The sequence below is a fragment of the Methylocystis echinoides genome, from assembly GCF_040687965.1.
GTDB lineage: Bacteria > Pseudomonadota > Alphaproteobacteria > Rhizobiales > Beijerinckiaceae > Methylocystis > Methylocystis echinoides_A.
Genome location: NZ_CP156084.1, coordinates 2667991 through 2682432 on the forward strand (window position 1 = coordinate 2667991; position 14442 = coordinate 2682432).

General features: G+C 64.7%; 11 protein-coding genes. 8 read left to right on the forward strand and 3 right to left on the reverse strand.

Annotation, left to right across the window (positions count from 1 at the left end; all coding sequences use genetic code 11):
* The first annotated feature begins 19 nt into the window (after window positions 1-19).
* Entirely contained in the window at window positions 20-1051 is a 1032-nt protein-coding gene (locus RVU70_RS13015; RefSeq protein ID WP_363346920.1) for a GH25 family lysozyme, read from the forward strand.
* Between the two features lie 29 nt (window positions 1052-1080).
* Here the strand turns inward: RVU70_RS13015 and RVU70_RS13020 are convergent, their stop codons facing one another.
* Complete coding sequence (locus RVU70_RS13020) at window positions 1081-1821, reverse strand: DUF2628 domain-containing protein (RefSeq protein ID WP_363346922.1); 741 nt, start codon at window positions 1819-1821, stop codon at window positions 1081-1083.
* 226 nt (window positions 1822-2047) lie between these two features.
* On the opposite strand from RVU70_RS13020, the gene rpmF reads away from it, so the two are divergent.
* Window positions 2048-2236, forward strand: a complete 189-nt coding sequence (rpmF, locus tag RVU70_RS13025) for a 50S ribosomal protein L32 (protein ID WP_363346923.1) — start codon at window positions 2048-2050, stop codon at window positions 2234-2236.
* Between the two features lie 62 nt (window positions 2237-2298).
* Here the strand turns inward: rpmF and RVU70_RS13030 are convergent, their stop codons facing one another.
* A complete protein-coding gene (locus RVU70_RS13030; protein ID WP_363346925.1) occupies window positions 2299-3102 on the reverse strand; it encodes an SDR family oxidoreductase in 804 nt (267 codons plus the stop codon).
* A 9-nt stretch (window positions 3103-3111) separates the two neighbouring features.
* Window positions 3112-3606 (reverse strand): TerB family tellurite resistance protein, encoded by a 495-nt coding sequence (locus tag RVU70_RS13035; RefSeq protein ID WP_363346927.1) that lies wholly within the window; start codon window positions 3604-3606, stop codon window positions 3112-3114.
* Between the two features lie 183 nt (window positions 3607-3789).
* Between RVU70_RS13035 and RVU70_RS13040 the strand changes: the two genes are divergently transcribed.
* The 6 genes from RVU70_RS13040 to RVU70_RS13065 all read left to right on the forward strand — a co-directional run bounded on the left by RVU70_RS13040 (window position 3790) and on the right by RVU70_RS13065 (window position 14442).
* Complete coding sequence (locus RVU70_RS13040) at window positions 3790-5508, forward strand: SulP family inorganic anion transporter (RefSeq protein ID WP_363346929.1); 1719 nt, start codon at window positions 3790-3792, stop codon at window positions 5506-5508.
* 295 nt (window positions 5509-5803) lie between these two features.
* The gene (locus RVU70_RS13045; RefSeq protein ID WP_363346931.1) at window positions 5804-7714 is read left to right on the forward strand and encodes a methyl-accepting chemotaxis protein; all 1911 of its coding nucleotides are present in this window, start codon (window positions 5804-5806) and stop codon (window positions 7712-7714) included.
* Window positions 7715-7884: 170 nt separating this feature from the next.
* Window positions 7885-9291, forward strand: a complete 1407-nt coding sequence (ahcY, locus tag RVU70_RS13050) for an adenosylhomocysteinase (RefSeq protein ID WP_363346933.1) — start codon at window positions 7885-7887, stop codon at window positions 9289-9291.
* A 378-nt stretch (window positions 9292-9669) separates the two neighbouring features.
* Window positions 9670-12186 carry an ATP-binding protein gene (locus RVU70_RS13055; RefSeq protein ID WP_405044803.1) on the forward strand — a complete coding sequence of 839 codons (2517 nt, stop codon included), beginning with the start codon at window positions 9670-9672 and terminating at the stop codon, window positions 12184-12186.
* Window positions 12183-13721 carry a tRNA (adenosine(37)-N6)-threonylcarbamoyltransferase complex ATPase subunit type 1 TsaE gene (gene tsaE / locus RVU70_RS13060; RefSeq protein WP_363346936.1) on the forward strand — a complete coding sequence of 513 codons (1539 nt, stop codon included), beginning with the start codon at window positions 12183-12185 and terminating at the stop codon, window positions 13719-13721. Before RVU70_RS13055 ends, tsaE begins: the two co-directional genes overlap by 4 nt.
* 28 nt (window positions 13722-13749) lie before the next feature.
* On the forward strand, window positions 13750-14442 hold the full coding sequence (locus RVU70_RS13065) for a nucleotidyltransferase family protein (protein WP_363351330.1): 693 nt from the start codon (window positions 13750-13752) through the stop codon (window positions 14440-14442).

Genomic DNA, 14442 nt, shown 5'->3' on the forward strand with positions numbered 1-14442 from the left:
GAGGGGATAATTTGACGAAATGCGCTCGTTGAATTTTTCTGTTTTGCGTTTCACTGCGCTCGCTTGCGTTGCGGCCAGCACGGTGACACTCGCCGCCTGCGGCAGCGCCTACGACCCCGGCTACGCCCGGCGCCCGCGCTTCGCCACCAGCGCCCCTCTGGTCAACGCCAAGAAGGACCCGACCTTCCTCGCCTATGCGGTGCCGGAGACCGACCTTCACCTCTTCCCCGCGACCCGCAGCGCCGAATTCGCCGTCCACGGCATCGACGTCTCCAAATATCAGGGCGACATCGACTGGGAGCAGGTGCGGGATTCGGGCGTCGCCTTCGCCTATATCAAGGCGACGGAGGGCGGCGACAAGACCGACTCGAAATTCCAGTATAATTGGGCGGCCTCCAAGGCGGCCGGCGTGCCGCGCGGCGCCTATCACTTTGTCTACTGGTGCCGCCCGCCACACGAAGAAATCGCCAATTTCGCCTCCGCCGTCCCCAATGACCCGGAAGCCCTGCCGCCCGTTCTCGACGTCGAGCCGACCCCTGAATCCAAGAGCTGCAAGCGCACGCTTTATCGGGAAGAGGCGATCCGCGACATGCGGATCATGCTCGAGGCGATGGAGCGTCACTACGGCAAGAAGCCGGTCATCTATTCCTCGGTCGACTTCTATCAGGCGATTCTCCAGCCCGACGCCCTATCGGAATATCCGATCTGGGTGCGCTCGACGAAATATCATCCGAAGGTGCGCTACGGCGACCGCAGGTGGACCTTCTGGCAATATCGCTCGGACGGCCGCGTGCCCGGCATCGTCGGCGCCGTCGACCAGAACACGTTCAACGGCTCGCATGAACAGTGGCGCAGCTGGCTCGCCGCGCAGACGGGGATGAGGGCCGCGCCCGTGGCCGCGACGGCGCGGCATGCGGACGATCGGGGCGCCAACAAGCTTATCGAGGACGATCCGGCAATGCTCAAGGGCGCCGAAAAGGGCTCTTATGAAAAGGACGGCGCCTCGCCGACTCCCCCGGCCGCCGTCGACGGCCAGCCCGACAAAGGTTGATCTGGGGAAAGAGACAAGCGGCGCCCGATTCAGGGCGCCGTTTTCTTTGTTCCGACGTCAAGCGAGGTGGCGATCATCCGCCACGAGGCCGTGGGGGGCGTCGAGCCATCGATCTGGCGGCCGACGTCGAGAGCGAATGTGACAGAGGCGAGCAGTGCGGTTGACGCCACGGGCGCGAGCAATCGAGTTCCGCCGGCCTGCTCGATTCGCAAGGCCGTCTGACCGCTTGAACGGCCCGACTCGGCAAGGGCTCCGATCGTCTTCATGCCGCGCCGGATGACCAGCGACTTGCCAAAGAAGCCGACGCCGAGGCTGAGGAGAAATTGCCAAACCGAGAAGTTGGACGGCGACAAGCCCATGACCGCGCACTCGAATCCGGTCGCTGCGAGAGCTGGCGCGTATAATCGCCGGTAAAAAAGCCAGAGCGAGGAAAAGAAAAACGCGTCGAAGGAGAAGCCCGGCCTGAGCGCGCCGTCGTGCTTCATCTGGAGCCAGAGGTCGCGATAATCCTCCCAGCCCGGTCCGATGAACCACCGCATCTGAGTCTCATTGGCGCCATAGGCGGCGCTCCCGCGGCGAGGAGAGGGAAGCTCTGTCAGGGGCGCTTGGTCGCGGCCTATTTCCGCCTCCTCCTCGCCGGCCCTGGAAAGGTCGGCGTAGGATAGCCGGGGCGGGTCGGCGAGCGGTTGTTTGCGGTGGTCTCGCGCGGGGACGCGCGGGGTTTTCTGTGACCCGCGCCGGCCGAAAGTGACGACTCGCTCTGGATTCACACAACGCCTCCATGATTACATTCAACAATGTTTTCAGCAGGAGGCGTTAAATCCGCGCTTAGATTCTTGGTGAAAAATATGCTTGAGCTCGAGCTGTCGACGGTCGGGTAAAGCTGTGGCGCGCGACGGCTAGCCAAGCGCGTCAAATTCGCGTATAGGGCCGCATCAGTTTCCGCCGTGCCGGGGCGAACCCGCGCGGCCTTCGCCGTTTAGTAGAGAGAAGCAAATGGCCGTTCCGAAGAGAAAAGTCTCCCCGATGAAACGGGGCTTCCGTCGTTCCGCCGACGCCCTCAAGGCCCCGACCTATGTCGAGGACAAGGACTCGGGCGAGCTGCGCCGCCCTCACCATATCGACCTCAAGACCGGCATGTATCGCGGCCGTCAGGTTCTGAAGGTGAAGTCGACCGAGGAATAAGGCGCTTGGCGCTCATTTTTTGAAAAAAGCGGGCTCTGGGCCCGCTTTTTTGTTTGGGACGTTTAGTTTCGCTTCATCTGCGCCGCGCCGAGAAGCGGCAGCAGCAGGGCGCGGGGCGAGAGCCTTGCGCCCCACACCAGAAATTTGTTGGCCGCGCCGGGCACTACGACGCGCTTGCCGGCCATCAGGCCCTCATAGCCCTGCCGTGCGACTTCCGACGCCGGCACCAGCGCGGGTTTTACGGCGGACATGATGCCGTCGAAGCTCATCCCGGCGCGGGCCTGAAAGCCCGTTTCGACCGGCCCGGGGCAGAGGCAGGAGACTTTCACGCCGGCGGGCTTCAATTCATGCGCGATCGCCTCGCTGAAGGAGCGCACGAACGCCTTGGTCGCGTAATAGACGGCGAATCCCGGTCCCGGCATGAAGGAGGCGACCGAGGCGACGTTCAGCACGCCGCCCTGCGTGGCGGTGAGCGACGGCAGGAAGCGCAGGGTCAGCTCGGTCAGAGCGCGAATATTGAGATCGATCATGTCGAGCTGCTCGGCCTCATCGAGGTCGGCGATGCGCCCGATGAGTCCGAACCCGGCGTTGTTGACCAGATATTGGGGGCCAAGATTGGCCTCGGCCAGCCGCTTTTCGAGGGTCCGCGAAGCCCCGTCGGCGAGGAGGTCGAGTTCGATCACGGCGGGGCGGCTTTGCCCCTTGGCCGCGATCTCATCGGCGAGCGCCTCGAGCCGGTCGCCCCGGCGCGCGACGATCGCCACCTCATGTCCCTTTTCTGCAAAGACTCGGGCGAGTTCGGCGCCGATCCCCTCGGACGCGCCGGTGATCACGGCCGCCGGCCGGCCTTTGTGCAGTTCGCTCATGTCCGACGATCACTCCTTGGGGCGATACCAGGTCTCCTGCGGCGGCGTCGCAAGGTTCTCCCGCGCCTCGCGGCGAAGTTCGACCCGCTCGCGCGTCGAGACGCCGAGCAGTTCGGCCACGCGCCAGACCACATTCTCCTCGAATTCGTGCACCTCGCCGTCGGCGTGGGCCATGTCCCACAACATCGCGACAACCTGCCGGCGACCTTCTTCGTCGAGACGCCGCTTGAGGACGCTGGTGAAGCGGTAGAGGTCGACGGCCTCCCGCTCGCTTTCAAAGGCCTCGGCGATAAGCTTCTGCGCCGCGTCGGACGAGAGGCCGAACCGGGCTTCGACGAGCGCTTGGATACGGGCTCGTTCGTCCGCGTCGAAGTCGCCGTCGATCGAGGCGATGTGCACGAGGAGCGCGGCGGCGGCGAGCTGATAATCGGCGGTTTCGAACGGCTTGGGCCGCTCGGCTTCGCCGGTCAGGTCCGCGATGAAGGTTTTCAAAAGGTCGAGCATGTCTTTTCCGGCCTGCCGGCGGGTGGCGTCTGCCTTGCTATAGAACAGCGGGGACCCGAAGGGTAGCCGATCCGTAGCAGCCGACCGCCGGAGGTCGCCGGGAAGGAGTCTAATATTTAGGCATTCCGCCGCTGTTTTGAGCGCCCCCCTCGTGCGGCGCCCGTTTATGACAGAGAGGTGACAGTGACGGCCGAGATGAACGCCATCCGCATTGCGAGCGCGCGTCGTCCCTGGAGGGATCATTCCACGCCTATGACCAACACCCTTGCAAGGGCTGAGCTCCCGCTGACGGGCCTCGCCGGATTGAAGCAGAATTGGCGGCAGGACGCCGTCGCGGGTTTCCTCGTCTTTCTGATCGCTTTGCCGCTGTGTCTCGGCATCGCCATGGCCTCTGGCTTTCCGCCTCAGGCGGGCGTGATTTCCGCGATCGTCGGCGGGCTGGTCGTCTCGCGCATCAACGGCTCCTTCGTCACCATCAATGGTCCGGCCGCCGGCCTCATCGTCGTGGTGCTGGCCTCCGTGCAGGAACTCGGCGCCGGCGACGCCATGGCTGGCTACCGCTACACGCTGGCTGCGATCGTCTGCGCCAGCGTCCTGCAAACGACCATGGGGCTCTGTCGCGCCGGCAAGCTTTCGGCCTTTTTTCCGTCCTCGGCCGTGCACGGCATGCTCGCCGCGATCGGCATCATCATCATGTCGAAGCAGCTTCACGTCATGCTCGGCGTCAAGCCCGAGGCGGACACGCTGCTCCAGACAATCGCCGCCATCCCGGCGAGCCTGCGCGACATGAATCCGGAAGTAGCGACGATCGGCGGGGTCGGCCTGCTGATCCTGATCGGCTGGTCGCTCGTGACGAACCGCTATGTGAAGATGATCCCGGCGCCGCTTGTCGTCGTCATCGTCGGCATGGCGCTCGGCCAATATTTCGACCTCGACGACGAGCACATCTTTCTGTTCCTTCCCGACACGGCCTTTCTCCCTCATCACGAATTCACGATCGGTCCGAAATTCCTCGTCGCCATTCCGAATAATTTCCTCGCGAGCTTCGCCCTGCCGGATTTCGCGCCGATCTTCTCGCTTGTCTTCTGGCAGCAGGTTTTCGCGATCTGCCTCGTCGGCAGCCTGGAGACGCTGCTGAGCGCGGCGGCGGTCGACAAGCTCGATCCTTACAAGCGCACGTCGGACCTCAACCGCGATCTCGCGGCCGTGGGCCTCGGCAACATTCTCTGCGGCCTGATCGGCGGCCTGCCGATGATCGCCGAAATCGTTCGCAGTTCGGCCAATTGCAACAATGGCGCACGGACGGGCTGGGCCAATTTCTTCCATGGCCTGTTCCTGCTCGTCTTCGTGGCGCTGTTTCCCAAGCTCATCCACGAGATTCCGCTCGCCTCGCTCGCGGCGTTGCTCGTCTTCACCGGCTTCCGCCTCGCCTCGCCGAGCGTGTTCAAAAAGACATTGGCCATTGGGTGGGATCAGCTCGGCGTCTTCTGCATCACCATTGCCGGCGTGCTGGCGACCGATCTGATCATCGGCGTCGGGATCGGCGTTCTCGCCGAACTCGCCTTCCACCTTTATCGCAGCGTCAACTGGAGCGACGTGCTGCGTCTGCGTCTGGAAATCGAGGAGGCGGAGCCGGAAGTCTTCCACGTGCGGCTCGGCGGCGCGGCCTTCTTCGCCAATGTTCTGGCTCTCAAGAAAGATTTGGCGCTGCTGCCGCGCGGCAAGACTGTCGTCTTCGATCTGTCGGAAACGTCGACCATCGACCACACGGTCATGGAGTTCCTGCACCATTATTGCGAAGACTACGAGCGCGCCGGCGGGATGGCGGAGCTCTTCGGCCTCGATCATCACGCGGCGAGGTCAAAGCACCCGCTCGCGCCGCGCAAGCGCACGGCCGCCTAGGCGGAATAGGGCGAGGGCGGGCCGGGGGCTCCAACTCCCGGCCTAGTTGTATCATTGCCATATTTCTACGAGAAGTGGTCTTTTTTACGGACCCTTAAATCTTGCTCTTTATCTAACGTCGACGCTAACGACGGTTTCATGCGTCGGGCGAGGTCCCTGCTTCCGTAGGCGTCTGGTCCTCCCCATCGATCCGTCGCCCTCGGCGATGCCAGCCGATCTGCGCGCATGACCGTGGTCGCATGACGCGACGCCGCGCGCCCGCACCTACGACTGCTGAACGCGAAGGGCCACCGACATGCGGGTCACGATTTCGAAGGCGTTTACTTATGGCGGCTATCTTATCCTGGCGGGGATGGCCTTTTCGCTGGTCACCAGCACGCTTGCGCTGCAGCGGCTGAAAATCGGCAGCCCGGCCTATGACAAAATCATGGCGGGCAAAGATCTGGTGGCTGATATTCTGCCGCCGCCCGTCTATGTCATCGAAGGCTATCTCGAGGCGCATCTGGCGCTTCGCGAGCCGGCGGGACTGAACCGACATATCGCCCGCTTGCAGGAGCTGAAGGGCAGCTACGAAGACCGGCGGGCGTTTTGGAACAAGTCGGAGCTTCTTCCGTCGGATATCAAGACGCTGGTCTCGCGGTCGGACGCCGAGGCGCAGAAGTTCTGGGCCGTCGTCGAGACGTCTCTGGCGCCGGCCGCAAAATCCGGGGATCCAGCGCGGGCCGCTCAGACCATGGCGGATCTCGCCCGGCATTACGAGGCGCATCGCGCTGTCGTCGACGAGATGGTCATTAAAGCGAACGCCTTCTCGGCAAAGGCCGAAGCCGACGCCGCCCATGAGGCGACTGTGTTCAAGTCGCTGATGTTCGGCTCCGCCGGGCTCGTCTTCCTGACGATCTGGGGCGCGATCCGCTTCTTGCGCCGCAAATCCGCCGACCGGCTCGCCGTTCTGCGGGCCTATATCGAGGACCTCATCCATCGGCGCTACGACAAGGCCGTCCCCTACAAGGACGAGCAGGACGAGATTGGCGACGTGGCGCGGGCCGTCGAAGTGTTCCGACAGGCGCTGATCGATCAGGAAAGGGCCCAGGCGCGCGAGGCGGAAGAGGAACGGCGCCGGCAGGAGGAAGGACGGGCCGCCGAAGAGCGCGAGCAAGCGATCAGCGAAGAGCGCGAGATGGTGTCGACGGCGATCGGCGCCGGGCTGGCGGAGCTTTCCAAAAAGAACCTGACCTATCGGCTGCTGGCCGATTTCCCGGAAAGCTATCGCAGCCTGCAATCGAACTTCAACTCGGCGATTCAGCAGCTCGAGCGCGCCCTGGGCGCCGTGAAGGAAGGCGTGGACACGATCGCGCCGGCCGCCGGTCAGATCGCTTCCGCCGCCGCCGATCTCGCCGGACAGGCTGAGCGCCAGGCGGGCGAGCTCGAGCTCGCCTCGACGACGCTGCGTGCGATCACCGACAGCGCCGAGCAGATCGCCAGTGGCGCCACCGGCGCCGCGCAGATCGTGGTGACGACGCGGACCGAGGCGGAAGCCAGCGGGGCCGTCGTGCGCAAGGCGGTGGACGCCATCTCCCGCATCGAGAAGTCATCCCAAAGCATTGGCCAGATCATCGGGGTCGTCGACGAGATCGCGTTCCAGACCAACCTCCTCGCCCTGAACGCCGGGGTCGAGGCGGCGCGGGCCGGCGAGGCGGGGCGCGGCTTCGCCGTCGTCGCATCCGAAGTGCGCGCGCTCGCCCAGCGTTCCGCGGAGGCGGCGAAGGAAATCAAGACGCTGATCTCCTCGTCCAGCGTCGAGGTGGGGCAGGGGGTCGAATTCGTCGGCCTGACCGGCCAGGCGCTGCAGAAAATCGTGTCCCAGGTCCAGGAGCTGGAGGCGGCGGTCTCCAGCATTGCGGCGCGCGCCACCGAGCAGGCGCGCGCGCTGCAGGAGATTCGGACGGTTGTCGGGCAGGTCGACCAGAACACTCAGGCGAACGCCAAGATGGCGGAGGAAACCACAAGGGCGACCGAGGCGCTTCAGCAAGAGACCAAAGATCTCGCCAAGACCGTGCGGGAGTTCGCCACCACCCGAGACGAGCGCAAACTTGCGCCGGAACGGCTTCCTGCACAAGCGCCGGCGGCCCCTGTCGTCGCCCTGAAAACCGTTGGGCGGGGCGGTGCGGCCCCGGTGGAACAGACCGGGGCTTGGGAGGAGTTCTAGCGTTCTCCCCGCGCCGCTGGCCGAGCCTCCGCCAGCGGCGCAGAGCGTCCGGCCAGGCCTGTCGGCAATTGACATAAACAAATCTTTATATGTTTATTGCCTTCTTAAGTCCGCCCTGTTATAGGCGCGGCTTGCGCCGGGACGCCGGCCTGCCCGAGCAGAGGATACGCATGACCGCCCATTTCAACGATTACGCCGTCACCGACATTTCCCTGGCCGAATGGGGCCGCAAGGAAATTGCCATTGCCGAGACCGAAATGCCTGGCCTCATGGCGACTCGCGCCGAATACGGCCCGTCGCAGCCGCTCAAGGGCGCGCGCGTCGCCGGCTCGCTGCATATGACGATCCAGACCGCGGTGCTGATCGAGACGCTGAAGGCGCTGGGCGCCGATGTGCGCTGGGCCTCCTGCAACATCTATTCGACGCAGGACCACGCCGCGGCGGCGATCGCGGCGGCCGGCACGCCGGTCTTCGCGCGCAAGGGCGAAAGCCTCGAGGACTATTGGGACTACACCCACAAAATCTTCGAGTGGGGCGACGGCGGCTGCCCGAACATGATCCTGGACGACGGCGGCGACGCCACGCTGCTGATCCATCTCGGCCTGCGCGCCGAGAACGGCGACACAGCCTTCCTCGACAAGGCGACCAATGAAGAGGAGGAAGTCCTCTTCGCCGCGATCAAGAAGCGCCTGAAGTCAAATCCGGGCTGGTACAAGCGCAACGCCGAGTCGATCAAGGGCGTCACCGAGGAGACGACGACGGGCGTGCACCGCCTCTACATCATGCAGAAGGAGGGCAAGCTCCTCTGGCCGGCGATCAACGTCAACGACTCGGTCACCAAGTCGAAATTCGACAATCTCTACGGCTGCCGCGAGTCGCTCGTCGACGGCATCCGCCGCGGCACCGACGTGATGATGGCCGGCAAGGTCGCCTGCATCGCCGGCTATGGCGACGTCGGCAAGGGCTCGGCCGCCTCGCTGCGCAACGCCGGCTGCCGCGTGCTCGTCACCGAAATCGACCCGATCTGCGCGCTGCAGGCGGCGATGGAAGGCTATGAGGTGACGACGATGGAAGACGCGGCGTCGCGCGCCGACATTTTCTGCACCGCGACGGGCAACGTCGACGTCATCACCATCGACCATATGCGCGCCATGAAGGATCGCGCCATCGTCTGCAACATCGGCCACTTCGACTCGGAGATTCAGGTCTCCGCCCTGCGCAATCTCAAATGGCACAATGTGAAGCCGCAGGTCGATGAAATCGAGTTCCAGGACGGCAAGCGGATCATCCTGCTGTCGGAAGGCCGTCTCGTAAATCTCGGCAACGCCACCGGCCATCCGTCCTTCGTGATGTCGGCCTCCTTCACCAACCAGACCCTCGCCCAGATCGAGCTCTTCACCAAGCAGGGCGAATACGGGAAGGAAGTCTACACCTTGCCCAAGCATCTCGACGAGAAGGTGGCTTCGCTCCATCTCGACAAGATCGGGGTCAAGCTGACCAAGATGACCGAGCAGCAGGCGACCTATCTGAACCTGCCGGTCAATGGTCCCTTCAAGCCCGAGCACTACCGTTACTGAGCTTTAGCCTGACGGTCCGGCTCGCCGGCCTCGAATTGCGGCCCCCTCCTTTGGAGCGGGGCCGTTTTTTATGCGACTCTTCGTCAGAAACACGATTCCGTTTTCTCGAAACGCGTTCTAGATTGGGACGATTCGTAGTATGCGTGCCGAGCGTGGGCGCGACGGTCGGGCGAGCTGGCCGGACCCGGTCCACCCGCCTTCTCCGGAGGCGCCGCCGGGCGCCTGCGTGTGTCCCCGCTGTTCGTCCTCGATTATCGAGCAAGAGTCCTTGCGCAAGGTTCCCTGTGCGGTTTCGTCGTGAGCGTTTTCAATTATCTCTGGAGCCCGGCTCTCGATGACGCCCGAGCCGCATGGCGCGCGAAAGGAAATGTCTCGTTCATGATGCGATGCGGCCGACTGCATTTCGTCGTTGAGGCGGCCTCGCGTCGGTTTCAACGGCCGCGCTTGCGCCCGTGGGGAGGCTCCGCGGCCTTGGTCGGCGTCGTTTTTTTCGGCGCGCCGGCGGCGGCTCAGACATTATCTCTGCCGGTTGACGCCGATGTCGTCGGATTCGCCTTCAGCGGCGGGCTCGCGCTGTTCTCCGCCGTCGTGGCCCTCACCCATATCGGGGAGCGCAACCATTGGCGCCGCCGCGAGAGCCTGATGGCCGCCGAGCTCGAGGACCTACGCGCGCGTTTCGACCGCGCCCGGACCTTCCTCGCGAGCGAGCCGCAAGCTTTTGTCGCCTGGTCCTCTCCTGACGGCGATCCGGACGTCAGCGCCTCGACGCTGCTCATCGACGCTGAGGGCGCGCAGCGCCGGCTTCTGGCCTTTGGAACCTGGCTCGCCCCGAAGGACGCGCAGGCGTTGGAGGCCGCCATCGACCGGCTGCGCAAGAATGGCGAAGCGTTCCGTCTGCCGCTGGCGGGCGTCGCGGGGCGCTACTACGACGCCGAGGGCCGTGCGGTCGGCGGCAGCGCCGTCCTGAGAATTCGAGAGGTTTCCGGCGATCGGCTGGAGCTGATCAGCTTGCGCGAGCGCCATGCCGAGACGCAGCGCATGCTCGCGGGGTTGCAGGCCTTGCTCGACGCCGCGCCGACCCCTGTGTGGCTACGCGACCAAAACGGCAGGCTTTCCTTCGTCAACAAGGCTTATGTGGCCGCGGTCGAGGCCAAGGACAAGGAAGACGCGATTTCCCGCGGCGTCGAACTGCTCGATCGAGAGGCGCGAAGCGACGCCGCAAAGGCGCTGGCCAAGGGCGCGGTCTGGCGAGATCGCGTTTTGGCGGTTGTGGCCGGCGCGCGGCATCTGCTCGACGTGACCAAGACGACCGCGCCGCTGACGGCGGCGATCGCCATCGACCGCCACGACGTCGAGAGCGTGCGGGCCGAGCTCGAACAGGAAATGCAATGCTATGTGCGCACGCTCGATCAACTGCCGACCGCCGTCGCCTTGTTCGATCGCAAGAAGCGCCTGATCTACAATAACGAGGCCTTCGCCAAGCTCTGGCAGCTCGACGCCAGATTTCTCGACCAGAAGCCGACGGACGGCGAGCTTCTCGACCGGCTGCGCGCAGACGAGCGCGTGCCCGCGGAGCCCGATTACAGGGCCTGGAAAGAAAGGCTTTTCGAGGCCTATCGCGCCACCGAGCCGGTTCGGCACACTTGGCATCTGCCCGACGGCCGGATCCTCGACGTCGTCGCGCATCCCAATGCGCAGGGCGGCGTGACCTATCTCTACGAGGACATCACGAAGGCCTATGATCTCGAAACGCGCTTCAACGCCTTGAACCGCACGCAGAGCGAGACGCTCGACACTCTCCGCGAGGGCGTGGCGGTGTTCCGCGCGGATGGGCGCCTGAGCTTCTGTAACCCGGCCTTCATCAAACTCTGGCGGCTCGACCCCGAGGAACTCGCCAAGAAGCCCCGCTTCGAGGCGCTCGCGGCGCGCTGCCAGATGCTGCACGAGAGTGCGGAGACCTGGGCGGCGTTGAAGGGGTTCGTCACGAGCTTCAACGATATGCGCGAAGGCTTCACGCGCCGCATCGAGAGAAGCGACGGCGTCGTGCTCGACTGCACGGCCCAGTCGCTGCTCGACGGCGCCGCGCTTCTCACTTTCGTCGACGTGACGGCGGACGTGAACGTCGAGCGCGCCCTTACCGACCGCAACAAGGCGCTGCTCGCCGCGGAGAAGCTGCGCAACGACTTCATCCACCACATCAGTTACGAGCTGCGCTCTCCGCTGAACAACATCAATGGCTTCGTGCATCTGCTCGGAGAGGAGTCGACAGGCCCGCTCAATCCGCGGCAGCTCGAATATCTGGGCTATGTCAGCAAGTCCTCGGCGGCGCTGCTCGCGATCATTGACGATATTCTCGATCTTGCGACGATCGACGAAGACGCGCTGGAGCTCGAAGTCTCGGACGTGGACGTTGTCGCCACCATGCATGCGGCGATCGAGGGCGTGCAAGACAGGCTCGAGGAGAACTCGATCGATGTGCAGATCGTCGCGATGGACAATGTCGGGTCCTTCCGCGGCGACGCCAAACGCGTGCGGCAAGTCCTCTTCAATCTCCTCTCCAACGCCATCGGCTTCTCGAGCCCCGGCCAGACCGTGACGCTCGCCGCGCTGCGGCGGGACCGGGAGGTCGTTTTCAAGGTGACGGATCGCGGCCGCGGCATTCCCCCGGAGGTTCTGGCGCGCGTCTTCGACCGTTTCGAGTCGCATACGGCGGGTTCGCGTCACCGCGGCGTCGGGCTCGGCCTCTCTATCGTGCGCGCCTTCATGGAGCTGCATGGCGGCAAGGTGCTCATCGACTCGGCGCCAGGCGAGGGCACGTCCGTCACCTGCGTGTTTCCCGCAAGTGAGTCGAAACCAGAAACGCGGCCCGCCGCAAGCGAGGGAGGCGCGTCATGAGCGAGGACAGGGCGGCGAAGACCGTCTGGCGCATCGACGTCGCCGACGAAGCGGGCACGCTGGCGCTGGCCAAGGAATTCGCGACGCTGCTCAAGAGCGGCGACACGCTCACGCTCGCCGGCGATCTCGGGGCAGGCAAGACGACATTCGCGCGAGCCATCATCCGCGCGCTGATGAACGACCCTTCCGTGGAGGCGCCGAGCCCGACCTTCACCTTGATGCAGATCTACGAGAATGATGCGCTTCGCATCGTTCACGCCGACTTCTATCGCATCGAATCCGGCGCCGAACTGGCGGGTCTCGGCTGGGATGAAGAGGTCGAGGACGCAATCGTCCTCGTCGAATGGGCGGAGCGCGCGCCCGAGGCGCTGCCGCAGGATCGGATCGATTTGCGCTTGAGCTTCGTCGACGGCGAAAATCGCGACGCGCGCCGCATCACCGTCTCGGGTCACGGCGCGTTCGCGGCGCGGCTCAGCTCATTCAAGTCGCTGCGCGAACTCCTGCGCAGAGAGGGCTGGAGCGAGGCCAGTCGGCGCTTTCTCATGGGCGACGCCTCGACGCGCGCCTATGAACTCCTCGAAAAGCCTGACGGCGCGCGCGCGATTCTGATGATCTCGCCGCCGCGTCCGGATGGCCCGCCGGTGCGCTATGGCAAGCCCTACAGCGCCATTGCGCGCCTCGCCGAGAATGTGAAGCCTTTCGTCGCCCTTGCGAATGGTCTGCGCGCGCACGGGCTTTCGGCGCCGAAAATCTTCGGGCAGGATCTCGACGCGGGCCTGCTGATCGTCGAGGATCTCGGGCGCGAGGGCGTCGTCGACGCAAACGGACCCATCCCCGAGCGCTATCTCGAGGCCGCCGGCGCGCTTGCGCATCTGCATGCGCAGGCGCTGCCCGATACGCTGCCCGTCGACGGCGCGGGCAATTATCATATTCCGCCGTACGACCTCGATGCGCTGCTCATCGAGGCCGACCTGCTGCTCGACTGGTACGTGGGTCATATCAAGAGCAACGTCGCTTCCGGCGCGCGCGCCATCTTCGCCAATCTCTGGCGCACCGCCTTGATCGACGTGGTCGGCGCGCCGCCGACATGGACGCTGCGCGACTATCACTCGCCCAATCTGCTGTGGCTCGCGGAGCGCGAGGGCGTGCAACGCGTCGGCGTGATCGATTTCCAGGATTGTGTGCTCGGACACCCAGCCTATGACATGGCGTCGCTCGGGCAGGATGCGCGCGTGACCGTCTCCGACGATCTCGAACTGAAGCTCCTTGCGCATTACGCCAGGCTCAGACGCGAAGCCGACGAAAGCTTCGATATGGCGGCCTTCGCCAAGGCCTATATGATCCTCGCGGCGCAGCGGGCGACAAAGGTTCTCGGCATCTTCGCGCGGCTCAATCAGCGCGACGGAAAGCCGCAATATCTGGCGCATCTGCCGCGGGTCGAATCCTATCTGCGCAAATCCTTGAGACATCCGGCGCTGGCGGAGATAAAAGCCTGGTATGAAGCCAATCTCCCAGGACTGTTCCACGACGCCTGAGCGCGGCGCCGTCATGCCGCGAACCGCCATGGTTTTCGCGGCCGGCCTCGGCACGCGCATGCGGCCGTTGACCGACAAGACGCCAAAGCCGCTCGTTCGCGTTGCGGGACAGGCGCTGATCGATCGCGCGCTCGATGACATCGCGCGCGCGGGCGTCGAGACGGCGATCGTCAATGTGCATCATCTCGCCGATCAGATCGAGGCGCATCTCATCTCCCGCACGGCGCCGCGCATCGTCATTTCGGACGAGCGCGCCTTGCTCCTCGATCAGGGCGGCGGCGTCAAGAAGGTGCTGCCGCTTCTCGGCGACGATCCTTTCTTCATCTGCAATACGGACGCCTTCTGGCACGGCGCGCCGCGCTCGAATCTCATCGACCTGGCGCAGGCGTGGCGCGCTGCGGAAATGGACGCGGCGCTGCTGCTCTCGCCGACGCAGGGCAGCATTGGCGTCGATTGGGACGGCGACTTCGATCTCGCGGCGGACGGCCGCATCGTTCGGCGACCGGGACCAAAGCCTTACGTCTATTCCGGCGTCGGCCTCATCAAGCCGCAACTGTTCGCGAAAGCAACGCAGGACGTCTTCAAGCTCGCGCCCTTCCTGTTTGAAGCGGCGGAAAAGGGGCGCCTGTTCGGGGTCGTCTCCAGCGGGCTCTGGCTGCATGTCGGCACAGTGGCCGCGATTGACGACGCGGAGAAAGCGATCGCCGCGACGGGAAGGTGA